At 60.5% G+C, this 24,601-nt stretch carries 22 protein-coding genes and 1 pseudogene; 8 read left to right on the plus strand and 15 right to left on the minus strand.

The features are described from left to right. Positions 1-148: 148 nt before the first annotated feature. The 3 genes from ACN8ZM_RS37750 to ACN8ZM_RS37760 all read right to left on the minus strand — a co-directional run bounded on the left by ACN8ZM_RS37750 (position 149) and on the right by ACN8ZM_RS37760 (position 3,506). A complete protein-coding gene (locus ACN8ZM_RS37750) occupies positions 149-1,486 on the minus strand; it encodes a hypothetical protein (RefSeq protein ID WP_049814041.1) in 1,338 nt (445 codons plus the stop codon). Positions 1,487-1,533: 47 nt separating this feature from the next. Next, complete coding sequence (locus tag ACN8ZM_RS37755; protein ID WP_049814040.1) at positions 1,534-2,811, minus strand: hypothetical protein; 1,278 nt, start codon at positions 2,809-2,811, stop codon at positions 1,534-1,536. Positions 2,812-2,921: 110 nt separating this feature from the next. Next, a complete protein-coding gene (locus ACN8ZM_RS37760) occupies positions 2,922-3,506 on the minus strand; it encodes a hypothetical protein (RefSeq protein ID WP_029673839.1) in 585 nt (194 codons plus the stop codon). 239 nt (positions 3,507-3,745) lie between these two features. Here ACN8ZM_RS37760 and ACN8ZM_RS37765 point away from each other — a divergent pair, with 239 nt between their 5' ends. After that, complete coding sequence (locus tag ACN8ZM_RS37765) at positions 3,746-3,964, plus strand: hypothetical protein (RefSeq protein ID WP_029673838.1); 219 nt, start codon at positions 3,746-3,748, stop codon at positions 3,962-3,964. Between the two features lie 14 nt (positions 3,965-3,978). Continuing rightward, complete coding sequence (locus tag ACN8ZM_RS37770; RefSeq protein ID WP_029673836.1) at positions 3,979-4,341, plus strand: hypothetical protein; 363 nt, start codon at positions 3,979-3,981, stop codon at positions 4,339-4,341. A gap of 132 nt (positions 4,342-4,473) precedes the next feature. Here the strand turns inward: ACN8ZM_RS37770 and ACN8ZM_RS37775 are convergent, their stop codons facing one another. Continuing rightward, positions 4,474-5,184 carry a hypothetical protein gene (locus tag ACN8ZM_RS37775; RefSeq protein ID WP_029673835.1) on the minus strand — a complete coding sequence of 237 codons (711 nt, stop codon included), beginning with the start codon at positions 5,182-5,184 and terminating at the stop codon, positions 4,474-4,476. Positions 5,185-5,266: 82 nt separating this feature from the next. Beyond that, positions 5,267-5,836, minus strand: a complete 570-nt coding sequence (locus ACN8ZM_RS37780) for a hypothetical protein (protein ID WP_029673834.1) — start codon at positions 5,834-5,836, stop codon at positions 5,267-5,269. Positions 5,837-6,463: 627 nt separating this feature from the next. On the opposite strand from ACN8ZM_RS37780, the gene ACN8ZM_RS37785 reads away from it, so the two are divergent. After that, positions 6,464-6,934 (plus strand): hypothetical protein, encoded by a 471-nt coding sequence (locus tag ACN8ZM_RS37785; RefSeq protein WP_029673833.1) that lies wholly within the window; start codon positions 6,464-6,466, stop codon positions 6,932-6,934. 16 nt (positions 6,935-6,950) lie between these two features. Here the strand turns inward: ACN8ZM_RS37785 and ACN8ZM_RS37790 are convergent, their stop codons facing one another. The 5 genes from ACN8ZM_RS37790 to ACN8ZM_RS37810 all read right to left on the minus strand — a co-directional run bounded on the left by ACN8ZM_RS37790 (position 6,951) and on the right by ACN8ZM_RS37810 (position 12,668). Beyond that, positions 6,951-7,439: a hypothetical protein gene (locus ACN8ZM_RS37790; protein ID WP_049814039.1), complete on the minus strand. Its 489-nt coding sequence runs from the start codon at positions 7,437-7,439 to the stop codon at positions 6,951-6,953. Between the two features lie 26 nt (positions 7,440-7,465). Beyond that, positions 7,466-8,038, minus strand: a complete 573-nt coding sequence (locus ACN8ZM_RS37795; RefSeq protein WP_029673831.1) for a hypothetical protein — start codon at positions 8,036-8,038, stop codon at positions 7,466-7,468. 705 nt (positions 8,039-8,743) lie between these two features. Then, a protein-coding gene (locus ACN8ZM_RS37800; RefSeq protein WP_089454866.1) for an IS3 family transposase occupies positions 8,744-10,311 on the minus strand; the annotation gives its coding sequence in 2 pieces (ribosomal slippage) (positions 8,744-9,873 and positions 9,873-10,311; 1,569 coding nt in all). Between the two features lie 109 nt (positions 10,312-10,420). Further along, positions 10,421-11,233 (minus strand): hypothetical protein, encoded by an 813-nt coding sequence (locus ACN8ZM_RS37805; RefSeq protein WP_137962670.1) that lies wholly within the window; start codon positions 11,231-11,233, stop codon positions 10,421-10,423. Beyond that, positions 11,184-12,668, minus strand: coding sequence for a phage integrase N-terminal domain-containing protein (locus ACN8ZM_RS37810; RefSeq protein WP_089454643.1), 1,485 nt, complete (start codon positions 12,666-12,668; stop codon positions 11,184-11,186). Before ACN8ZM_RS37810 ends, ACN8ZM_RS37805 begins: the two co-directional genes overlap by 50 nt. Positions 12,669-14,189: 1,521 nt before the next feature. Here ACN8ZM_RS37810 and ACN8ZM_RS37815 point away from each other — a divergent pair. From ACN8ZM_RS37815 to ACN8ZM_RS37835, 5 genes and pseudogenes are all read left to right on the plus strand, one after another. Then, positions 14,190-15,245, plus strand: coding sequence for a PRTRC system protein D (locus ACN8ZM_RS37815; RefSeq protein WP_025648000.1), 1,056 nt, complete (start codon positions 14,190-14,192; stop codon positions 15,243-15,245). Positions 15,246-15,256: 11 nt separating this feature from the next. After that, positions 15,257-15,682, plus strand: a complete 426-nt coding sequence (locus tag ACN8ZM_RS37820; RefSeq protein WP_137962669.1) for a hypothetical protein — start codon at positions 15,257-15,259, stop codon at positions 15,680-15,682. A 70-nt stretch (positions 15,683-15,752) separates the two neighbouring features. Next, positions 15,753-16,166: a hypothetical protein gene (locus ACN8ZM_RS37825; RefSeq protein ID WP_089454645.1), complete on the plus strand. Its 414-nt coding sequence runs from the start codon at positions 15,753-15,755 to the stop codon at positions 16,164-16,166. Next, entirely contained in the window at positions 16,166-16,591 is a 426-nt protein-coding gene (locus ACN8ZM_RS37830) for a lytic transglycosylase domain-containing protein (protein ID WP_025648003.1), read from the plus strand. The genes ACN8ZM_RS37825 and ACN8ZM_RS37830 overlap by 1 nt, the downstream gene beginning before the upstream one ends. A gap of 475 nt (positions 16,592-17,066) precedes the next feature. Continuing rightward, positions 17,067-17,913, plus strand: a pseudogene (locus ACN8ZM_RS37835) (IS5 family transposase); the annotation flags it as partial. A gap of 323 nt (positions 17,914-18,236) precedes the next feature. Here the strand turns inward: ACN8ZM_RS37835 and ACN8ZM_RS37840 are convergent. From ACN8ZM_RS37840 to ACN8ZM_RS37860, 5 genes are all read right to left on the minus strand, one after another. Next, positions 18,237-19,907 (minus strand): hypothetical protein, encoded by a 1,671-nt coding sequence (locus ACN8ZM_RS37840; RefSeq protein WP_137962668.1) that lies wholly within the window; start codon positions 19,905-19,907, stop codon positions 18,237-18,239. A gap of 223 nt (positions 19,908-20,130) precedes the next feature. Then, positions 20,131-20,727, minus strand: coding sequence for a type 4 pilus major pilin (locus ACN8ZM_RS37845; protein ID WP_244912201.1), 597 nt, complete (start codon positions 20,725-20,727; stop codon positions 20,131-20,133). 195 nt (positions 20,728-20,922) lie between these two features. Continuing rightward, positions 20,923-22,074, minus strand: coding sequence for a hypothetical protein (locus tag ACN8ZM_RS37850; RefSeq protein WP_025496700.1), 1,152 nt, complete (start codon positions 22,072-22,074; stop codon positions 20,923-20,925). 26 nt (positions 22,075-22,100) lie between these two features. Further along, entirely contained in the window at positions 22,101-24,020 is a 1,920-nt protein-coding gene (locus ACN8ZM_RS37855) for an ATPase, T2SS/T4P/T4SS family (RefSeq protein WP_025496699.1), read from the minus strand. Continuing rightward, complete coding sequence (locus tag ACN8ZM_RS37860; protein WP_025496698.1) at positions 24,020-24,601, minus strand: hypothetical protein; 582 nt, start codon at positions 24,599-24,601, stop codon at positions 24,020-24,022. The genes ACN8ZM_RS37855 and ACN8ZM_RS37860 overlap by 1 nt, the downstream gene beginning before the upstream one ends.

The following is a 24,601-nucleotide window of genomic DNA, read 5'->3' on the forward strand; positions in this document are numbered from 1 at the left end:
ATGGATACTTGGTTATGCATTCGTTGCCACAAGGAATGGGCCGTTGACGCTGAGAAAATCGGGATCGATTCGTTCGGCATCTATGTCTTCTGCCCGCACTGCGGCCGGAGGAACCAGCTCGAAAGCCTCGGCCATCGGCGCGGGGCACTTATCCTTCGGCAGACGGGGAAGTAGCGGAAGGCTGCGGGGCGGCGGCGATCGTGGCCCGGTGCGCGGCTTCGAGTGCGTCGTCTCTGTCCTTCCCGGCATGCTCAGTGGTGTTGAAGGCAATGAGCGCCTTCGAGCGCATATCGTAGGAGCGCTCGATCGGCACGAGCGCATAGCCGGCCGGGATCGCCAGCAGCTGCGGGGCGTCGTAGAGCTTCGTTTGGGGCGGCAGATCGCACAGGAGCTTGACGCCTCCAACGTAGTTAGGGTCGCGGATCGCCACCGGTTCCGCCGCCTGCGCGGGGGCGTCGACGAACCCAAGCGCGCGACTACGTGCGCCAGCGCCGCCATGTTCTTCGCCGAAGTAGTGCCCGAGTTCGGGCTCGTCGGGCCAGTCGATGAGCCACGCGACCGCCGGCTGTGCGGGGGCGCGAGACAGAATCGCGGCGATGCGCTGTGTACCGTCCTCGATGCCTTCGCCCGGCGCGAGCTGCGCCGCCGCCCAAACCTCGTGTGCGATTCCTTCCGCGCCCGCCGCATTGGGCGATGAGGTGCGGGCAGCAAGCAGCCCCGACAGCTTCACGATGTCGACGACCATTTCGACGCATTCGACCGGCAAGCAGATTCCATGTGCATCACAGATCGAAACCACGTCGTCGTAATCGAACACCGCCCGCTCGTCCGTCACCGCCGGTTCGGGCTGCGCTGGCGTAAGTGCCCGCGCCTCGCGCTCGGCTACTTCTCGTTCGGTTCGATCGAGCAAGTTCAGATATTCGAAAATGTGCTGCGGAGTCGGTTTCGCGTTCGCCCACGCGACGATCATCTTGCAGTGCTCGTGCTTGCGGTGAATGTCCCCGTATCCGGTGTAGTCGTCGCCCAGCACCTGCAACCCGTAGGCCATATCGCCTTCGGCCGGCGCTTCGACGAAACAGTCGGTCAGGGTGCCGTCCGGTGCGCGCATCTCGCGAACCCGCCAACCCAACCCAACCGGCGCTGCTTCGTGCTGCTCGACAGGGAATGCGGCGAGGATAGCCGCACGCGCCAGGGCACGGTCGACATCCTTGATTTCGTCGGGAAGCGTATCGAACGCCATATCGAATGACAGGTCGCCGACGCCTTTTGCCAAGTCGCGGCGTATGGCATGCATTGCGATTGCCGCAGCTTCGACACGCTCGTCCCTCGGCGCTGCAGCCGCATCGTTGGCGACGAGCTTGCTCGGATCACCCCGATCGAGGGCGACGATCGCCTGCTCGATTGCTTCACGGTTTCGCACCGGCACGCTCGTCCAGTCGAGATCCTTGAGGGCTTGCGCGATCGCATTCGTGTCCATGTCAGCCATTTGTGTTGTCCATCCCATTCGGGTTGAAAAGCCAGTTCCTACCGGGATCAGGTTGAGGGGCCGGTGGCATCGTCGGTCTGATGCTCTTGGGCCAGAGAGGAAAGGTGGAACGTAATGTCCGCCAGCGCCCCCAGTCCCTGCGGTCTCGCCACGGTTTTGTCCACCCAGTCTGCAAGGTCAGTGCGTCCGATCCCGTTGAACGTCGCCTTCAACTGCACGGGGAGCTCGCCGTTCATCGAGTGCGGTGCTTTCGGCAACGCCGCGTCGTCGGGAAAATCTTCTTTGACGATCGCCACAAGTTCGGCCCATGCCTCCGAAGCAGCCTTGTCACGTCGCATTCCGTTGACGGTCTGATCAAGCTCCGCGTCGGGTATGCCAAGCCGACGCAACAATTCCGATGCGGAATCGACGGCCGCGTCCGTCATCTCGTCAACGATGGACCGGTTCGGGCTTTCGCGATCGTGAAGGGATTTCAATTCATCATCGAAACGAGCAACTTCGTCCGGGCCGAGTCCCAGCCCGGCGGCGACCGCCTCACGATGTTTCCAGGCGCCGAGCAGCATGAGCCGGTGGACTTGCCATCCGGCGCCCGCTGCTTCGACATAGACGTCGCGCTGTAGCACCTGGATCGCTTTCACGCGCCCAGCTTCCAGGTCACCATCGCCCAGGTGGAGGATCAAGGAGCACAAGATCGGCCACTCGTTGCCACCGAACAGCCCCAGTGGCATGGCGTAACCGCAGGAAGGATGGAATCGCAACTCGAAGGCATCACTCGCGTCGTCGTCGCATTCCAGGAGAGCCTGATCGAGAGCGGTATCTCCGAGTTCCCCCAGCGCGTTGATGTGGTGGTCGCGGACGCAAACAGGGCGCAGGAGATCGAGAAGCGTTGCCCGGTACGCCTTCCGGATGGCGGCCACCCGATCGGCCGGCAAGTTCATCTCACTGGCGCGGTGTGCCCGCTTCGTGGCATCCCGCGGCATCACCAGATAAGGGGAAAACGAAAAGCCGGGGCCACTCAATGACGGATTGACGCGGACGAAGACCTCGCAGTCCGGCGTCGTCAGCATCCAACTGGCGGACAGATCCTTGTAATCGTCGCCGCCGATATGCGGCGGACCGTAGCGCCGATGCATGTACGCAAAGAGCGTCGCCCACTGGCACTTCTTCAGGGGCGTGCTGTCGAGGACCGCATCGTCCAGGCTGTATCCGTCCCACAGGTCGCGGCATTCGACGAGCGTTCCACCCCACTGATCCACCGTCGACGAAACGAAGTTCGGGTCAGGCAGGTGACGAGGTTTGCGAGGTGTCTTCTTCGGTTCGGTCATTTTCTGTTCGGTCCGGCGAAAGTGCTCGTGGGTGCTCCGCGATAGCCCGGGGGAATCCACGGTGTCATCCCATCGTGCCGGACGAAGCGCGGAATTCAAGATGTCGAGCGTCAATGCGGTACCGGGCCCCATTCCTCACCGAGCGCCATATCCGCAAGGAAGTGCTCGATATCGTCGGGAGTGAGGTCCTGGACATGGCTCACGAGGAGTTCGATGCCGTATGGGTTCACGCAGTAGATGTAGTCCTCTTCGGAATAAAGGCCGTGGCCTTCAACGTGGACGGGCTTCCTGTCACGAAGCGTTTCGAGAATCTGTTCCGGAAGCGGGAGCTTGAGTGCAGGCCAGTCCTTCGCCGCGATCAGCTTCTTGATGCCCTCGCGTTCGACGGCCGCCTGCGCTTCACGTCGCTCGACCTGCTGGTCGTGGATGCCGTGTTCCCATGCCTGGGAGAGCTCGTCATCGTCCCGCAGCAGATGCGGGATCGGCTCGTCCGCGTAGTGATACCCCGCGCGGCGGGCAAGCTCATACGCCCTGCGTCGGTGCCGGTCGAACGCCGGCGTTCCCACGTCGCCCGATGTCACGTACAGCCACATCAGCGCGGACTCGCACCGCGCGTCCAGTGCCAGCGAGAAAAGGCTTTCCACCTCCCCGCCTTCCGCATCGTTCCGTTCAGGATTTGCTGACGTGCCCTGCATAGCTACACCCTCGTATCGTTCTGTCACAAGGCGCATTCTATTCCGATACTTCCTACCGGGAAGTAGTTTTCCGCCCGGCACTTATTTCTGCGGGACCGCGTGCCTCTGCAACGACAGGGTGCGGTGCTGGTCTGGTCAGGAAGTCAGCCGAGCATGCGCATTTCGGGGATGGTTCCCCGGCTTGAGATGCCGGGGTTGATCGGTATGATTTGAACGTGGACCTCCCAGCGGAGACGACGATGGCACACCAAGTAATCGCGACGTTTTTCAACGGCGGCAAGAAACTGGGCGAACTGGTTGTGTTCGAAAGCGCCGACACCTCGGAGGCCTGGAGGGCATGCAACGCGTATGCGGATCGGCCCGAAACGGAGCAAATTCAGGTCATCCGTCGCATGATCAACGCAACCAACGCGCTGTTTCATGTCCGGAAATGCAACCCCGAGCCGCTGCTTGCGTAACCGAAGAGGTTTCCATGTCCGATATCGTGAAGGCCCTGTACGTGACAGACGATCGGGATCTGCCCGACGATGAGCAGCGCGCGCTCGTCATCTTCCCCGGCGGCAATGGCGACTGGTACGTCCAGGTCGCACCGAAACACGGCTGCGCGATCGAAGGCGTGCGGATCTGCATGTCGGGCGGCGCCGCGATGCATTGCCCGGGACTCGGCCCGGCAATCGCAGAAGCCTATCGGGCGATGATCGCCGCGCAGAATGGTGAACGACGGGAGCCCGTTCCCACGCGAGAGGAACTGGAGCGAGAGGTGCACGCGTGGCGCACGGCATTTCCGAAGCATCAGTTCGACGGCATCTTCGATATCGTCGAAACCCTCGAATGAAGCCGGGACGATCAGTCGGAAAACGCCGCATCCGCCATTGACGCTTGCGCATCGACCGCGACACGCGGCCCCAGTAAAGTTGCGCCTGCCCCATTCCGCGGTGCCGTGCTGCTTGTCTAAGGTGCCGTCTGGTCAGAGGTTCAGATACTCGAGCGCGTGCCCCTTGAGCAGGATGCACGTGCCGCCGGCCTCTTCCAGGAGTTCGGCCATGCCCCGCGACTCAAGCCACTCGAACGCCTCCTGGATGGCAGGGTCGGCTTCCTCGAGCGTTTCCACTTCGGTGCCGTCTTCGGCCGACAGCCCAAATGCCGGGGTGAGCGCATCGGAGCGCACCGCGTGGGAAAGGAGCAGCTCGACCATGCTCTGGTCGGCAATCTCGATGGCGCGGGCCGCCTGCGCGTCGCTCGTTCCGCCCGAGGCTTCCCGCACATCGGCCGAGCTCGCGCCGGCGGCCGGCTGCTCGGCGATCGCGGCGACGCCGCGGCGCAATTCCTGCGACGCATACATTGCGCGTCGCATCTTGTGCTCTGCCCGTGTGCAGCGACATCCGCCGTTGGTATGCATCCCCTTCGGTGCCCGGATGACGCAGCCGCCGTCCGTGCAGCCTTCCACGGATGCCATCAGGGCATCGTATCGCGTCAGTGCGGCCGTCAACCCTTCCGGAATCGAAATGGTCCCGCTGGCCAGATGGAGATCGGTGATCGCGCGAAGGATGCGATCGATACCGGGATGACCTTCGAAGCCGAGCAGCGCGCTGATCGCCCCGATGTCCGCGCACGCCTGCTTGAACGCGGCCTGATAGTCGGGTTCCTCGTCGTTGCCCTGTCCGTTCATGTCATTCATCCGTGTTGATTCGGGAAATCCGTGGTTCTGGAAAGACCATACCGGGTCAGCGCGGCAGTTCAAGGCCGCTGAGCCCGGTGGATCAGCAGAGGCCGGCGTGCCATTCCTCGCCGTGGGCCATTTCCGTAAGGAAGGGCTCGATATCGGCAACCGTCATGTCCCGCGGATCGCCCAGGAAAAAGAAGCCGTGACCGCCGAAAGGATTGGCGAAGCGCACGCAGTTCCCATCCGGAAACAGCCGGTGGCCGCAGATGAGGCGCGACTCACCGCCCTGAAGGTCGACCAGCAGTTGCTCCGGTGCGGGAAGTCCGAACGCGGCCCAGTTCTTCGCGCGGATCAGCAACTCACGCGCCTGGCGCCGGGCGCATTCTTCCGCTTCCAGCCGCTCTTTCCGCCGGCGCTCGACGCCCTGCGCCCATCCATCAACTGTCTCGGAATCGCCATCGAGCAGATGCGGCATGGGCTCGTCGGCGTACAGGTAGCCTGCCCGGTCGGCAAGTTCCCAAGCGCGGCGGCGATGACGGTCGAACGCTTCCGTATGGAGGTCGCCGGCCGTGACGAGCAGCCGCATCAGAACGGCTTCGACACACGCATTGAGCGCCAGCGAGAACAGGCTGTCGTTACAGACTGGATTGTCAGGTGATGTCGGCACGGGATCTCCGCAGTTTCGGTTCCGGAAACATCAGCGCAGCGAAACCCCTTGCATCCCCGTCCGGCAGACACATCGGTTATCCTGCGCTTCTCGCTTCCTGTCAGGAAGTATATATGCCTACGGGCCAGAATCCCCTCCAAACGCACTCCACCATGCGCCGCGACCTGCACCCCGCGCAACACACTCAGTACGTGGCCGTGAGCGACCTGCTCGGCAGCGAGCAACCTCTGCCGAAACATCTCGACACCACTGCAATACCGTGCGTTCGTCGCACCACGCCGTGGACGTGGCACTGCAGGCCCCGGTATGGGAAGCTACGAGCGCCGTTGCATTGCCGGGCTCCTGCCGCCGCACCTATCTCGTCGAGGACCGCCGTCGGCGCCGGCGCACGGGCCAGTTCGACGTCGTAACCGAGCCTGGAGTATGGCGCTGCACTGATTCTCCACCGCTGACAACACGCATAGACGAGTTAATACCTGCCTCCGTTCGCGGCACTTGACAGTAGCCTCGATTGGGCAGAGCATGATTTTGTGCTGCCTGCCTCCACTCGTGGCACTAGTCTCGCTGCCCGTCAGGCAACGAGAGACGGGCTCCCGGTTTGCAGACTGGGGGCCCGTTTTGTTTGATATGACGAATTATTTCGATCGCTTCCTGCCGACGCGAAGCGCGTTGTTCGACGAAGAGGACTCGGGCGATCATATAACCCCAATTTCGGACCTGTCTTTCCGGACAGGTACTGGTTCTGGCTGGCGCGCATCGAGCCGTATATCAACATTCCGCTGCGAAGGTCCACATGCTCGAATACGCCGTCGAGCGCGCACGCGGCTGTCCAACGCGGACGAGATCTCGCTTTTCGTTGGCGAGATCCACAACTCGGACATGGCGTGGTATTCCGTTTGGAATTTACAGACGGACCCGGACGATCTGGTGCGAAACACGGTCAGTGCAACCATCGACCGGGCGCGGGAATATGCAGCGTCGCCGCGACGGGCCTCGCGTCTGCCCTTCCTTGCGGCAACACTTCTCGGCGTCTTCACGCCGCTCATGGTCTGGCTGACCATAGGTGTCGCGGCCATACGACTCCACCACTACCTCTGACGCTTCCAGTCAGGAATCACGCGCAGGTGAATGCGGCCGCCTGCCCCTGCCCAACCTTCTCGCGGCGCTCAAGCTCAGCAGTCAGCCGATGGATTCGATTCGCCAGCAGTTGCCGCTGTTCGGACGAGCGGGCGCGATCGCGCTGGCGGCCGGCGGCACCACGTCCTCCCAGCCTGGACGGATCGAACCGCGCTATATCCGCGGACACTGACGCGGATTGTCGTCGCTTGAGGCTCGCGATTCGGCTGAGTATCCGGAAAGCCGGGATAGCCCGTAGGTTCGCGTCTGCGACCGCTTCGATCACACAGCAGGCGGTCGCGGCGTCCGGACCATAGAACGCCAGCTCGACCGGCCGACCAGCATCGCGCAAGCGCGCGAGCAATGCGTTGTAGTCGCGGTGGTCCGTTTCGATGCGCTTCCCGAGAATGACTCCACCGAGCTCAAACGCGAATGGATCGGGTTCGAGTGGGCGTGATGCCGCTGCCGGGCTTCGCTGCTGGGTCATTGCCTGATCTCGCAAACGCTGGCCAATCAGATGCCGGTCGCCACACGGTACACCGGCGCTCCGCCGGCGCCGACGGCTACGCCGAACGAATACCTCCCGGAATCCGTGGTGACGGTCAGGCGGCCGGATTCCTTGATCCCGGTGTCATCGACCGTCAGGTACTTCAACGCAATATACCGATGATCAATCACGCCCTTGATGCGCAACCTGAGCGCCTTCGAGGCTTCGACCTTGGTAATCTCGCCCGGCAGTTCGAGAATGGAAACCCGCACCGGGGCGATTTCCAGCGTGCCGCCGTCCCGCACGAGCCGACGATCGTTGTTAGTCGTGGCGGCACCGTTCTTCGCAATGTCGTACACCGTCGGGCCGCCGGGCGTCAGGAAGATCACGTTCGTTGCGGACGCGCTCGCGCCACGGGGCCTGAGAACGACATCCCGGGGATTCTTGCCGAAATCCACGCTCCAGTCGATCGAATCACCGATGAACGCGGCGCTGGGCGAGTCCGTCAGGTGGATGGATGACTGAACGGCTCCCGCTGCGTGGGCCGTCGTCGCAATAGCGGCGCACGCCGCGAAGATAAGAGAGACGAGTTTCTTCATGGGAATCGTTGCGTCGTGTTTGAAGGGTTGATGATTCGCGGCGCCCGGGATCAAGCAGACAGCAGGTTGTCGGAGGCGTCGGGAAGACGGTCGTTCACTACTGCCGCCAGTGTACGGAGCGGGCCGCCATACAGAAATCCCGAATGGACACCTATCCCGGGACGTTTCCGACATTTACGGCTTGCTGTCGCCGTTGCGCCTTACGCCGCCATGCGCTTCGGCCCGCGCCGTTGTGCCCCAGAATATGTCGAAGCCGCAGGCTCCAGTGATCCACGATCGCGAGCCGAGAGTGGCGGGTCTGGCCAGACCTCGCGCAGCCCCATCACACACCTCCTCTCAACGGCCAATGGTGACCAGTTCTACAGGACCGGGATCAGCATTCGAGGCGTGTAGTCTCGAAAATCCCGGGGAAATACCCGAAAACACCCAAAATCGAAGACCGGAAGAAGCGTTTTCAGGTCAAAACTTCGTGAATCCATCTAAACATCGGCATTCCGAGACACTGGATTGCACGAAACATCGATTCGTTAGCGAGTTCTTACGCGACGCTCGGGACTGGTACGCAACAATCCACCACTCGCCGCCAATCATCCCGGCCTGCGCCGTGAAGCCGGTTACCTACAGTCCGAACCGCCCCTGCTCGCCCGCGCGACCAGGGAAGCGCCGCTCCGGAATCGGCGCGAGTCAAGCTAGTTGTCGTCTCGGTCATGCTGCCAATGGCTCTATATCGGTCGAGCGCGTATACGTTTTGACGATGCAGTCGCGCTCGGGGTTCAGTGTTACCGCGCCGATAGGCGTCCAGTTCCGGGTGGCGCCCGACCAGCGCCGCGGATTTCGTTCTCGCGCCTGGAGATATACCTCGTGACGGGCGGCAAGGATCGCGGCATCTTCACCCGCATGACGCTGGGCGGGACTGACGTAGCGGATGCCACTGTGCCGGTGATCATGGTTGTACCAATGCACGAAGTGCGAAGCCCAGCGGCGAGCCTCATCGAGGTTGGCAAAGCCCTTGTCGGGGAACTCGGGGCGGTACTTCGCCGTGCGGAACAGGCTTTCGACGTAGGCGTTGTCATCGCTCACGCGCGGGCGCGAGTACGAAGGCTTGACACCCAGCCAGTTCAACATCGCCAGGACAGTCGTGGCTTTGAGGGTCGAGCCATTGTCGCCGTGCAGCACCGGCCTGGTCGCCATGGCATGGATGCCTTCGGCCAGCGCCGTACGCTTGACCAGATGCGCCGCATGGTCGGCGTCGTCACTGTCGTGCACTTCGAAGCCCACGATCTTCCGGCTGTACACGTCCAGAATCAGGTACAAATAAAACCAGCGCCCCACGATCTCGGCAGGCAAGTACGTCATGTCCCAACACCACAGCTGGCGCGGTGCAGTGGCGATATGCGTGGTTGGCGGGCGGCTCTTGCGCGGTGCCTTGGCGCGGCCCCGGTGCTGGTTCTGCCCATGCTCGCGCAGTACGCGCTGGAAGCTCGATTCGCTGGCCAGATACACGCCTTCGTCGGCCAGCATCGGGACGATGCGCGCCGGGGGCATGTCGGCAAAGCGCGGCTCGTTGGCCACCTGCAGAATCTGCTCGCGCTCGGTGGGTGTCAGCGCGTGGGCCGGTGTCGGCCGCACCGCGCCGGGTCTGCCATCACCCGATACGAGCCCATGGTTGGCCTTCCAGCGCTGCAGGCTGCGCTCGTCGATGCCGGCGACCTCACAGGCCTGCGCCAGCCGCGCACCGGCCTGTTGAGCCGCTTCAATGTCCTGGGCCAGGGTCTGGCGATCTTCGAGCCCGATCATTCGTCCTCGCTTCTGTTCTTGTTGAAGATCGCCTCGACTTTTTTTGACAGCACCAGCAGCGCTGCCGTCTCAGCCAGCGCTTTGTCCTTGCGGCGCAGCTCGCGCTCGAGTTCCTTGATGCGCCGACGGTCTTCCTTGGTCTGCTGCGGGCTGGCGCGCTTCTCCGCGGGTTCGGCAAGCGCTTGCGTTGCGCTGTCACGCCATTGCTGTAGTTGCTGTGGATACACGCCGTGTTCGCGGCACCAGGCGCTGCGGGTGGCCTCGTCCATGGCTGCCGTGGTAATGACTGCCTCCAGCCGAGCCGCTGCCGTCCAGCTGCGTTCTCGCGCCGGCTTGGCCAGTTCCTCACCGCGCCAGCGTTCCAACGTATCTGTGCTCACCCCAATCTCCCGAGCCACCACCTCCAGCGGGGCGCTCTCCGGCGGCAGCAACCGCGCCACCGCTCTGTCCTTAAAACCTTGTCCGTATCGAGCCAACTTGTTCTCTCATCATCGCCCCCTTGTTGCGGAAATCGGTGGCAAGGGGGCCGTCGCCTTCGGCGACGGCAACCCACCACCATCTACGAAACTTGAATTCAGGAAAGATTCAAGTTTCTATCGGGGCGACAACTATTTTGCCGCGGGGGGGAATGGCTGGTACAGGATCGGGAGAGGCGAGCACGTCTGCCACATGGGAAGGCCAGGTGCCTTCGGTCAGCGGATGGAGGAAGGCAACGTCGCGGATCGTCACGAGCCCGAGCAGCCACGCGAGCATTTCGCCTGGCCGGCGCGTGGCGATCCAAACGCTCCGGTCAGAATCCGTGACACCCACGGTCAGCCCGGATTCGAGATCGATCCCGAACGAGACACCGACCATCGCGCCGAGCCAGAGCACCCGGGCGGAAACAGAAGACCGGAGAGAGCGATTCGCAGCCACGATCCCGCGCGGCGCTTCCGCGGAGACGTAGCCCGCCCTGCCGGCACCGGTGCCGAACACTTCGATACGTCCGATCTGGAACCCGTCGCACCACGCCATGAGCGTTCCCCACGCACCCGGGAGATCCACACCGAATTCGTCGCGGAACTCCCGAGCCGTTGCGCCCATTTGGCGATCGCTGACCGGAACCGGCATCGCCGCGGTGCCATAGACGCCGCTGGTCGCTCCAGTCAGGATTTCAGCCAGAAAATCGAGCAGCGAGCCATTGCGCACCAGACGATAGTCAACGCCATCCGCGACGAGCTTGGCCTTCACCTCGCCTGCTTCCTGACCGAGCATCCAACGAACCGGATCCTCGGCCGAGCGGCAAACCCAGTTCCGGCCGTCACGCGCCCATTCGGAGGCAACCTCGCGCACGTGCTCCCCGACACCATCACGACTCAAGAGCAGCATCGATGCCCCCATCTTCCAGTCCGAAATCATCGGCGTTGTGGATCGTTCCGCCGTTCGTGCCATCTATTACCTGAAGCATGTTGTTCAGGTAGGCCGCGCTCGCCTCATCCCCTTCCTCGGACATGATCCGGACGTACACAGGCGTCGAAAGCAGCGCCTCGAGATCGGCCCGCAGCGCATACGTGGGCTGGCCGGCCTCCCCGAATGTCATGAACTCGTACGGAACGGCCGCGTCCTGCGGGCGACGCTTACCCATCGCACGAGCACCGACCATGTAGAGGCTGACGAAGCCGTGACGCTCGAGCGCCTCGCGGATCGCATCAAGGTGCGGCTGAAGCGCATCCAGCTCCGCGATCGCGCGGTTCTTCTGGATTTCGCCCATGTTGACGACGCTGCCGCAGTAGGCGCTGATGATCGACACGCGGGAGTGGCCGAGAAGCTGCGCCACCAGTTGAGCCGCAACGCGCGTTTCGCCGCGCAACGGGCTATTACCACCCCGGATCGCGCTCTGCACACCCGACAGGTGCTCGAACTCGTTATTCGCGACCTCGTGGCGCAGGCCGTGGAGCGTGACGCCCAGATCGGCCTTGGTCAGCCCGAATTTCTTGGCGATGTACGAGAGGCGGCGGGCGTTGGTCTTGAGCGATTCACCCGGCCAGCCCAGAAAGCCGTCACGGTCCTGCACTACGGCTTGAAGCTGGCGGAGTACGTCGAGCTTTTCCGGCGTGTCGAGAGGAAGCACACGATACCGGCCTCCCTTCGTGCCTTTCTTGATGGGAAGGCCCGAACCGCTCGCGGCAATTGCGGCCTTCAGTTCCTCACGCGACACCTTCACATCGGTGAACGCGACGATGTTCGTTGTGCCGCCCACTACTACGGTCGCATATGGACGGATACAGACCATCTCCAGGCGGCGCAGCCCCCACGTCCGGCCAGCGAGCAGCATCAGCCCGGCGCGCTCGTCGGCCTGCCGAATCTGGGCCAGCTTTTCGTCGATGTTCACGCCGTTTCCAGACCAGCTTTTATCCGTCTGCGCAGAGAGGGCGCGTGTGGCCCGCTTTGGGTCTTTCACGTACTGCGCGGTCGGGCCGATAAGGTCCGGCTTACCGATCCAGTTGCAGAAGATACGGAAGGTCGTGATCCGGTTCTGTATGGTCGACGCGGCCTTGCGCTCATCGACCCACTTATCCACAAGCGCCTGCATGTGCTTCTGCCGGAAGCTGGTGATCGTGTCGAACCGGTATCCAAGAATTCGCAGCTCTTGAAATCCCTGATAGAGGATATGGCCACGGGCTTCGAGCGTCTTGTCCGATGCGCGCCGGTCGCCACGAACCGTCCGCAGGTTCTCCTGTTGCTTGAGAAGGTCGGACAGTTGCTTCTTCCAGTTCCCGTGAGGAATAGAAGCCTGAGCACCCGCCCTCGGCGCATCCGCTGCTTTACCGTCCGTATCGAAGAAGTCCGTCATTCCTGCACTCCTGATTCCTGCTTGCCCTGGTGTGCTCTGACGGTAGGCGCGTGAGCACGTCGATTGTTCAACCGGTCTCATTCCCGCAGGAATCGGCGCATAGGCGTTCCAATCCCTCCGGGCTTGAGGCCGGGGCTTTGCTTCTGTTCCTACGGGGTGCTTCTTGTCGCCTTCCGGAGCGACGGGGGGATGGCAGTGCCTGTACGTTAGAAACTTCTGGAACTGCACAACCGATCCCTCGGCCGTACAGATGCGCTTTCGCGCCATCCCCGCTTGTGTCCTGAGCGGGGAGCCTTTGTCGCGTTTTTAAGAGGTGCGACATCCTCCTGACTCTCGGTTAGCGCCCCAAGCGCTTCCCGAACGAATCTGGTTCCTCCCATTCCTTCCCTTGCAGCCTCCGAACCCGTGATGAGGTTCGAGCAAGTTGCCAGATACCCGGCTCGCCCCCGATACGCCTCGACGGGCGCTCGAAAACGAGTAGGTCGACTTCCATGCGTTTCGCACGAAGCCGCGTCCAGCGGAATGAAAGTCATCGGAATGACTAGAAGCGCATGCGCTTCGCGCCAGTGGATTACGCCTGTGTAGGTCAGGCGTCTGGCGGGCTGCTCCAGGAGGAGCAATCACACATTTTGGGTCGGTGGTGTGTACCGATTCCGTATTGCGAGAACTTCACACCGTATGATTCCTGACGGAATGTAAGCGGCGAGAGCTTTTGTTGAGCCAGTGGCTTCCAGTGCTGACGTTGACGCTGATCGCACGCTCGATGCGTGACGCTTGCCGGACCAACCCGGCGCAATTCGCGCAGGAGGTCTTCGTGCGATCTCAAGTCGTTGTCGAGATGAAAGGTTCTAGCGGGGCGATGCCCGGCGGCGCTGATTTGCGAGCCGTGTGAATCCGCGAGGGATCCACGAGTTGCGGTTTGCCCGAGCGATCCTCATCGGATTTCGGGCGAGGCTGATGCCTCGACTGTCCTGCTTTTGGACGCGTTGCGCGTCCGGTCCCGACGCTGCCTACGGGCTGGCGTCGGTGGCTAGATACGGCCCAGCTGCCGATCAACGCACCGTGCGGTGCGGTCGATGGTTCGCAGATTAGATAGGTCCACGCTTCTTGTCAAGAATCTAAATCGCTTCACTACACCGTTACCTTTTACACAAATTCCCGAAAACCCCGGTGCTCATGTGTCTCACGCCACATGGCAGGACACTCTCTTTACAATACCTTTTGCAAGCCCGACGAAGTACGATAGGGCGGTTCACCGATCTCGTCGATCATCACGCCAACGTCGCCGGCAAAAGTCTGCAAATTGGCCACAATTGGCCGGTAAGTGGCCAATTTCTGGCCCAGCCCGGCGCCGTTTCAAGCTCTCCTCTGTCTTTCAATCCACGCAACGGGCCGGATATTGGCCGGATATGGGCCATGTATCGCCAACCCGTGGCCGATAACTGGCCGATTTCTGGTCGAACTTCTTGCCACGAAGCTTATTAGCCAATATGCTTTGCGTACTTCTTGTGGAGAACCTATATGAGCAAGGCAACCCCGCCCATCGTTCGTGCCATCGACGTCGGCTACGGCAACACCAAGTACACCACCTCCCAGCGCAACATCGACAGCGACGCCCAGGTCGGTCTGTTCCCTTCCCTCGCCCCGCGAGCCACTCAATCCGATTTCACCGGCGGCCTGATGAGCAAGGCTGATCGGATCGTCGTCGCGGTCGACGGCGAGAGCTATGCTGTTGGCGCGGATGCCCTCGCGGAATCGAAGGGCATCTATAAGCGGGAGGTCGCTGCTGCCTACTCGACGACCCGCATCTATCGAGCACTATTCCTCGGCGCTCTTCAGAAGATGCGCCTGCAGGCAGTCGACTACATGGTCGTGGGCCTCCCGCTGACGACTTACGATCGCTACGCCGATGAACTCAAGGGCCTCCTGACCGGTCTTCACGAAGTCCCGAATCCCGTCAAGCCCGAACAGATCCTCAAGGTCGACGTGCGCCGCGTGAAGGTCTTCCCGCAGCCGAGCGGCGCCTTCTATAACTACGCGGTCCCCCGCAAGCTTCTGGAGTCGATGCAATATCAGACGAACCTGGTCATCGACGCCGGCTACGGCACGCTCGACTGGTTCGTCACCGAGGGTGCCCGCCCGCTGACCGGCCGATGCAGCGCGACGCCGAAATCGGTGTGGGCCGTCATCAGCGCCGTAGCCGAACACATTGCTCCGGATCTCACGCAGAACCCGCGGACGATGCAACGGATCGACAACGCTCTTCGAGTCAACGCACCGCTGAATATCAATGGCAAGCAGGTGGACATCACGCCGATGCGCCCGCTCGTAACGCAGATCGTTGAGGACGCGATCAGCGAAATGCTGCTGTCGATCGGAAACATTTCCGACATCGACAACATCCTGATCACCGGTGGCGGCGCGCATCTTTTCGCGGACTATGTGAAGAAGGAGCTTGGCAAGTCGCACAGCCAGATCCACACCGATTCCGATCCGGTCTATAGCAACGTCCGCGGATTCCAATACGCCGGCGAATTCTGGGCGGCGCGCGACGCGAGCAGCCGAGCTGCAGCCTGAGGAACTCGACCATGGCACGCCCTCCTTCCGCCATGCGACTTCGGATCACGGTGCCCGCGCATCACGCCGTTCTCCGCCATATGGAACGCCTCGCCCTCGAGGAAGGCTCGGATGCAAATGTCGAGCTTCTCCGTTTGGCCGAGCTCGGCGCTCATCTTGAGGACCTGCACGGGCCGATCAAGTCGGTCGCAGATATCGTCAAGCTGGTTCATTCGCGAAACGTCGTCACGACGGCGCCGATGCCGGCGGATCAAACGCCCGCTGCTTCCACTGAGCGACAGAGCGCGCCGCAAAGCGTTGATGCGCGGAAAACCGCTGTACCTGTGTCGGCTGCACCGCAACCCGATCCGCCCTCGGCCGTCCCCTCCCCATCCGAACCGACTGGGGGGCTTATGGTGGACGAATCCCAGGCCGCGCTCGCGTGGCTACCCGACTAACACAACGGGGCTAGAAACAGAAACGCACCTCGGTACATTGACTCCTGTAAGGCCAATCAAGGAGAAAACCATGAGCGTGACCAACCAATACATGTGCGAATACGCGCAACTCGATCGCCGGAGCGTCCCGGCCCAACTGCGCGGCAACGGTGACGGCCGGGCCGATCTGTACGACCTGTTCCTGCGTATGGAGGGCGTGAAAAACGGACTGGTCGAGCAAAACGGTGATGTGGTCGACACCTACTCGGCCGCGATGTCCGGCACGAACCTGTCGCCGGCGCTCGCGTGGCTGCTGGTTCGCCTCAACCGCCTGCTGGTCACGCTCGACAGCCTCAACGCAAAGCTGTCCAAGGTTGCCTCGAAGTACGACATCGATCCGTCGGACTCCGACAACTCGCGCGGCCGCGGTATCCGATCCAACACCCTCTCGAGGAGCTCGCTTTGCACACAAGCCTTCGCATCCGCCGTCGGCTTACGGGGCTAATGACCGCGGTGGCTCTCGTGCTGCTGACCGCAGTACAACCCGCCCTGGCAGATTGCTTTGATGACGCCGGTACTTATCAATCGGTGAACCCGAACGTTCTTCGGGCAATCGCGTGGTACGAGTCCAAGGGCGACCCCACAGCCGTGCACCGCAACTCCAACGGCTCAATTGACGTGGGTGAATTGCAGATCAACTCAATTCACTTCCCGGAGCTCGAGGCGTATGGAGTAAGCCCGTCGTCCTTGAGGGACCAGTGCGTCAACATCTATGTTGCCGCTTGGCATCTCAAGCAGAAAATGGTCAAGTACGGCAATACGTGGGACGCCATCGGCTCTTATCACTCAGAGACCCCACGACAGCGTGACCAATATGCCCGCGCGATCCAAGGAATTCTGGCGTCGTGGGGACTAGTTTCCCTTCGCTGAACGCGCAGTTTCTTCACAGTTCTGTCCCAAACCCTCGCCAGCTTGTCGCACCTACAAGGCAACTCACTCATATCCGTGTGGCAAGGCCGCTGGCGATCCTCCCTGGGCAGTCCAGACATGCGCGAGGCGGGACAGCCCCTTTGGGCGCTTCACCGACCGAGAACTGGCTACTGGCTCCCAGAGCGATCGCCCACCGCCGCCCATGCAATGGCCTAGCTTAACGGTGAGCCAGGGCTACTACCGCTGATTACAGCGACGCTGACCGCTGAAAACGCCATTCAAAATTTTGGGTTCAAGACGGGATGTGCCCTCGACCGCCAAGCATCCAACACTTCATTGTCTAAAACCCCCTTCTCCATCCGCGCGGCGTTGTTGCATAAATTGGGCACGCCAGCGGCCGGCTGACGTTTACGCACAACAGCCGGTCTGCCCCCCCTGCTAACGAATCGGATTCCTGGGTACAGTCTCGAGTTTTGGTAATGTCACAATGCGGATCGATGAAGCCACCCTTGCGGACATACTGGAGGCCGAGCCGACGCGCGTCCGTCCGCGTCTGTACAGCGACACGCTGATCCTGTCGCTGCGGAGCATCAAGACCGTGTTCCGCTGCCGCTGCTCGCGCTGCAGGGCTTCGCGCAAAGCCTGCACGAGCTGGCTTTTGCCACCTTGCCCGTGCCGAACTACACGACACTGACCCGCCGCGCACAAACGCTTGAGGTCCAACTGCCGATCGTTGGCGACGGCGAGCCGATCCATCTGGTGGTCGACAGCACCGGCGTGAAGGTCTACGGCGAGGGCGAATGGAAGGTGCACTAGCATGGCAATTCGAAGCGTCGCACGTGGGGGAAGATGGATCACGGGCTCGACGCGAATACCAGTCAGGTGCGTGCCGCGCTGATGACGCATCAGGACGTCGCAGACGGTGCCGTCCTGGCCGAACTGCTCGACCGAATCCCGGTCGACGAGCTGCTCGAAGCCATCGGCGGTGACGGGGCCTATGACCCCAAGGCATGCCAAGCCGCGATCGCCGCACGCGTCGCAACGCCAACGCGCGAAGTCGCCGCTCATTGCCCCACAAACACGTCGGGCGCAGCGTGGCGCAATGACGCGGCCGACGCGATCGTGCGCCTCGGTCGTCGTGAATCGAAAAAGTGCAGCGGTTACTATCGGCGCTCGTTCGCGGAGAACGCTATCGATCGCTTCAAGACGCTCGCTGGTAACTGCCTGTGGGCGCGACACACGGACTCGCAGGCAAACGAGGTGCCATCCGCGTGGGCGTGCTGAACCGCGTGGCGGATCTCGCACGTCCTCAATCCCTTCGCGGCAGGAATAGCGGCATTACCACGCCATCACGCTCGACTTATGCAACAACGCCCATCCGCGCCGCGACCGTTTGGTGGCAGATGTGACCATGGACAGCAATTTGGCTTGAAAGCTTCGCTCCGACTGCTGACAACCTTCCTTTGGTCGATGTCGAATTTCAAACGACGCACGAGCGAAGAAACAACTTGCGTTGCGAGAGGTTAGCCGGTGCGATTTGGATAATCAAAGATTCCGCGTTTCAACGGATCTCTTGTTTTTGTGGGAAGGTGGTCAGGATAGACCGTTGGCCGCTTTGCCCCGGGGGTTCCCCGGGGCAAAGTGATTACTGGGTGTAGCTTGCGATGTGCCAGGTAAGCGAATTACTACCGTTGATTTGCACCATCTGAATCGATGCCGAATTCGAAACAACTGGAATCGAAACAGGAAACCACCATTGAGAACCACTTCCGCCGTCGTTCCAGCCGTAATCGCCAGCATAAAAGTAATTCTGGATATTCCCCGCTGTATCACGAACGATGAACTGAGCTACACCCGCGTTGCTGCCCGTCCAAGTAACGGCTACCCATCCATCGACGCGCTTCGTGTTTGCTGGTATCCCAAACCAACCACCGTTCCCAATATCCATCGAAACGTAGTTGCTTGTACCTGAGGAACCAACCTGCTGCCACACCCCGGATTTACACGACAACAAGTCTCCGTTTGGATCGGTCGTAATCCCGGTACCGGAACAGCCCCAACCTGACCACGCTGTTGCTGCCATCGACAGCGAGCTATTGACCACGCCGCCGCCGTTGAGGTACGTATAACCTTGGTTGACCGTCGGGCCATACATCCACGTCGTACCATTCACCTGAAGATTACCGCTGCCGCCACCACCACCGACGATCGTCGTTCCACCGGACCAGGGTTGCAGGTAAAGATTCTCGCCAACGTTGATGTGCATTCGACCCGGGTTCGTGATCTGTGCGCCGCTGGTAGCCAACGTCATATTCCCGTTGGTAACGACGCCGCCGTTTGACCACAACGTTCCGTTTGCATTGACGTTGCTGTCCGCAGTAACACTACCCTGCCAAGCGTAAATATTTTGTGCTTGGAGATCGGCAGCTCGCGACCAATCGGTACTGCGCGTGTACACGGTTCCGCTGCTCTGGAGGACGATGTTATTAGCGTCCCCGTACAGCGCCTGTTTTGCCAACCCGATAGTGCCCGAACCGGCTCCCCCTTCATTAACACCAACGTGCTGCGTATAGACTGAAGCAGCATTGTTGATGTTATTGCCGTTCGCGTTCATCGGACCCGTCAGCTTGCGTGATCCGTTAAGCATGTAAAACTGGCTCAATATCGCATCAGTTGCCGAATAGGAACCGACGCGCATTGCCAAAGTACCAACCTGAACACCTGCCATCGGTGTCTGCCAGCCGTTGCCCGTCCCGACCAACTGACCAGCCTGCCCCGGGGGCGTCATACCGGCATCTGCCCCAGCGGCTTGCATGGCAATCCCGGCCAGATCGTTTCGTACAGCCCCGGTGGCGTCCTTGTAAGGGGTCGATGAATACACATACCCGGCCAGCGTACAGGTCCCCCCGGGACAGACTTGGGTAACGTTAGAGGTGAACACTTGGCCATTCGGCGCCTTCGATCCGAAGCCCTGCGGCAAATAGCCGAGATTGATCAGCTCCGGGATAGTCGGGGCATAGGGACTGGCCACACCGGCAACACCTTGGTTGGCCATAATGGCTTGACCATTTGTGCTGTAGTAACCGTTGAGCCCCCCCTGGTATTCGACAGCCCATTGCCCAGTTGCCTTCGCAAGCGACTCATCGATGGCTTCGGACGTCTGCGCCATCTGCCCAGTCAGAGCGATCGTCGCAACCGTAAGAGCGAGCGCGGTGTCGATGAGCATCGAACCGCGTTGGCCGAGTTTCCTCCGACGCAGCGACATACCATGACGTCCCCTCGTCGCCGCAGGACTGTCGAAGTTGTTGAAACTCATTATCTTGTCCATGGAAGCCCCTTGACAAAGACCGCCCTCGATCAAGCGGGCGTCGGCGATCGCCGAGTAATTTCCCAACAGGAAGTATAGCCTACGATGCTAGAGGACCGATCACATTTCCATCCCGCACAAGCGTGGAAGATCCGAATGCCGAAAGTCGTAGACTTCTCATAGAAAAAGGCGCCCAGAGGGCGCCCTTCCATACCCCCGCGAGCCGGACCGATCAGCTCATCAGGAAGGTAAGGGTGTTCGCATCCCCGGTGCACGTCATGTTCGCCGGGTTGAATGACACCGTCGGCGATTTGATGACCGTCGCATTGATGGTGATCTTCGCGGCACCACGTTGAATCGCAGACAAGATCGGCTGACACGACGAATCCGGCAGGTTCGTGACCTTGTACTGAACCGAATCCCCTGCAACGTTCAGAGTTCCTGAGGTTACGGTCAGCTGACCACCACCGGGCGCCGTGGTCACGACGCCGGCGTTATCCGACATCGAGACCAGGTTCTTGAAGAAGCCACCCGTGTCCAGGTTACCGTTCGTCACGTTCGCATACTGCCCGGAATATGAGGATTTGACCTTACCCGCAAGCGACGTCAGGTCTTGGCCAAGCTGGTTGGTTTGCTCGCCGACACTGTTCGAATTGAAGTACGCGTACAGGCCGACAACTGCGATGAGCGCGACGAGCAGGTAAAGGCCGTACTCGATCAGCACGCTCCCGCGTTGCGCCTTGCCTCTCCGACAATCCTTCCACGCCTTCCGGTCATAGACCGAAGTGTTCGCATCGCCCTGTGCCATGTTGATTTCCCGATTTTCCACGATTCTCATGCTCCTCTAAAAGTATCCCTTCACCCTCTCTTGCCCGGACTGCACTACCAAATTGGCGCCCATCCACGCAAGGCACGCGCCCCAAAACGGACGTTGACCCGATTACAACACCCAGCCAAACAAGCAGAAACGTCGAAACGACCGCTATCCAAGGGATCTTTCATGCCCAACGAAACCGCAAGCCCGTTAGCCGCGCATCATCATATTGAGCTGAATGATCGCCTTGAATTCGTCTGCCATCTTGAACGTGCCGAAGTACATACCCAGCATCATCACGATGACGACCACGACGACGATGTACCGGACGATGGTTGCCTTCTTTTCCATCTCCGCCGGCGCGGCCTTTCTGACGATATCTCCGACCTTCGAAAGCATTGTGGACATGTCGCTATATTCCGCGATATCGACGATCCGGTAATAAGCCCGGTCGTTAACAATTCCCGTGTTAAACGCCTCGCCCTTTGAATTAGGCTCGTGCTCAAAATTATTCAGAATTCTCTTGATGTGCCATTTAAGCCATGGATAAGCTTCGGCCTCCATCTTTTCCAGCACATCCGGCACCGTCTGGACCTGCGTACCGACCCTGACAGTCCCAGCGCCCAGCGACGAAAGGAACGCCGCTCCGCGGAAGTCGCGATAAAACTGATACGGAAGGAAGTGCCGATCGAGCCACGGCCGGAAACGACCGACATAGTTCGGAAATGACCACTTCACCCATCCGAAGATGAACACCTCCAGCAGGATCAGCGCCCAACCCCACCCGCGAACAACTTCGCCTAGCCCATAAAACACCTTTCCAACCGGGCCCCAGTGTTCCGGCGGAATCATCCCCCCGATAGACTTGAGCGTGCGCGGCATCAACACAAAACCCTCAACCCCGAGGAAAATGTGGAAGATCACGACAGCGGCTACCGCAGTGAACAACACGGTACGCGCAACCTTCTTCGATTCTTCCATGCCGCGGATGCTCTCCGACAACTGCTCGAGGCCGACCTTGAGATCCCCCGCACGCTCGGAAAAGGTCAGCACGGTCAAGTCCTCCGACGGGACCGTTCCGACGAGCGCTTCCGAGAATGTCGCGACATCCTCGTCCATCCGTTGCAACCAGTACGCCGCAAGCTTTCCTTCCGGCATAGAGCCGTAACGCTCCACGTACGGCTCAAGGAGTTCACGGATGTTTTTGCCGGGTTGTGCCGCCATTAGCCCGGCAAGGTCTGAGTAAAACTCCCCCCGCCGTTGCTTGAACTCATAGATGGCGAGAAAGAGCCCTCGCCCTGCCGTAGGGTTGTCGCCACCTCTCGATCGCCCGAACGACAACCGCTCCAATATCGAATTCATATATAAAAGGCCTCAAAAGTGACGGACTAGTGGGGTTTCACTGCGGTCCCGAATCGCTCGCCCCCCGTTGCAAACTTGCCGAGCCCGAATCGTCGCTGCTCGTTCTCGTACTGCTCAAAGGTGCCAAACTTCTCCTCGATCTCGTACGGTGATACTTGGCCTCGGGAGCACCGATACATCGCGACTTCCATCGCCGACTTCCCGCTTGAGTCCTCCTCCGAAAATTTCGCAGCACGAAGTTGGTTCACGTACTTGATAAGATCGATGTTCTTGTGATCTCGAATCATTTCGAGCATATACGTGTCCAACTCCAGCATCTCAGCAACGACCTTGCGTCCGGCAATACCGTTCAACTCGGCCAACCCAGGCTTGCTGCACTTCGGGCAACCAGTCTTGTTGGTCAGGTAGATGCCGTCGACGTCAAGATCGAAAAGACGCTCGATTCTGTTCAGATACGACGCCTCAGCATGTCGCCGGGCCGGAAAGTCTCGACAGCAGTCACAGTTGATCGGCACCAGTGCTTGATAGACGAGCAAGTTCATAAATCCAGGCGTTGCCATCACCTCTCGAGGAATTCCGAGCTCGCTCGAGCAAAAGCGATCGATACTGCCCACGTGAGACGGTGCGTGAACAGTCGTGAAACCCAAATGACCGGACTCCACGATGTCTCTGAACATCGATGCGCTGTCCAGATCTCGACACTCACCGATAAGCACCGCGCTCGGGTCCATCCGCTTCAGCTGCCGTTTCCATGCAATGAACGAGTCTTCCTGAGTGTCAGTAAGAGACCGCGACACGTTGAACTGGCGCACACCGGGGATCAAATACTCGACCGGATCCTCTACGGTGTACTTCGCCATCGTGTCCGGAAGGTTCGCCATGTTGGTTTGCATCGTGGTGGATTTTCCCGATCCCACAATCCCGGCCACCGAGATGCCCCCCTTATGCCTACTGATCGCGTTGCGCCACATCCAGACTTGCTGCTCGAAGTAACCCAGTTGTTCGAGCGTTTTAATGCTCTGCATGTCGTCCTGGTAAAGCATCCGCAGTACAACGACACTTCCCAGTGCGGTGCGTCCCGAAGCCCAACGAAACAGCAAGTCGCGGTCTCTCACCCTCAATTGCAATTGGCACTGCTGAGGAAGATTCTCGTTGTAAGAGTTCTGAGACCCGTTTTGCGACTTGTTGTTGTAAAGATACGCAACCATGTCCAGCAGCGTGTGCGTATCAATCAGGAACTCCGGGGGGTGTACCAGCTTCCCGTGAATGCGGAACGACACCTGCGACTTCGCCAACCGCCGGTTCATGTCGATATGAAGGTCCGACACCTCATTCGCCATCGCGAACTCAGCCATCAGCTCGAACTGACGATAGAGCGTACTCGCATTCTTCTGCTCCAACGACACGCTGAGCGTTTTGCGACGGCGATTCTCCATCACCTTGTCACGTGCAAGGTCAATCAGCACCTGGTCAGACGCAACATAGTAACCCTCCGCCACCAGATCCCACTTCACGGCCAGATGAGCTACTAGCTCATCGACGTAGTCGTCGTTGAGCATCTCTTTCGTGAGGATGATCGCGTACTCGCCGTGCTTCTTGCCACCCTCCGAGTTTGGTGGCGTCACCTCCACCGGGCAAATGTTTTGCCGCATGGAAGGCGGCATCTGTACGAGGTCATCGTCGTACATTTTCCGCGTGAAAAGCGGTAGTGCGTCAACCGTGGCAATGATCTCGACCGCATCACCCATCAATGCCGCCTCGTCTCTCCGCTCCTCCGTACCGTGAGCGTGCAGGTCTCCGGCAATATCCACCACAATGGCACTGGCCGATTTAGAGGAAGGCGGAACCCATCCCCCACCGTTCGCGACGACGTCAATCACCTCATCTCTCGACGTCCCACGTTGCAGAAGGTTCGTATCGGGTTTGTTCAGAAAGCGACTAAGCATTAGCGAACTCCGTTGACTCCGCCGATTCGAGGACCAGGCATCATGGTGGGCATAGACGGCGGCAACGGCGACGTCGCGAAACCCGGACTACCAGTGACTTGGGCTTGTTGCTGGGAAGTCTTGTCATTGCCGTTGTCGAAACCTTCGTCCACCAGCGATTCGAAGTGCTTGATCTTTCCCTTCGGTGATCGCAAATTAGCCCCGTCTGCGTCAATCGCGACGACGGTATAACCTTTAATCTTCTTGCCAACCGTGACTTGGTAGATCACGTCGTTCCACATCAAATACCCCGACAGATTCGGGACAACGCCGAAACGCGCAAACAGTCCATCGCGATGCTTCGGCTTGCCTGCATCAGCGTCAGACGCAGCAGGGATTGGTGCTGGCGGCAGCACCGGAGACTGCTGTTGCGCCGGCGAAAGCGCGGGCGGCGTCGGAGCACTCTTGTCGCTCTCGGTAAGCGACTTTAGTGTCTTCGTTGCCTCCGCTTCGATCAAATCGTTGACCGAAGGACCGGCTGCATGTCCAGCAATCCATGCCAAAGAGAGAATCAAACCCGCAAACACACGCACGACCTTCAT

The sequence above is a fragment of the Burkholderia aenigmatica genome (genome assembly GCF_048627025.1).
Taxonomy (GTDB): domain Bacteria; phylum Pseudomonadota; class Gammaproteobacteria; order Burkholderiales; family Burkholderiaceae; genus Burkholderia; species Burkholderia aenigmatica.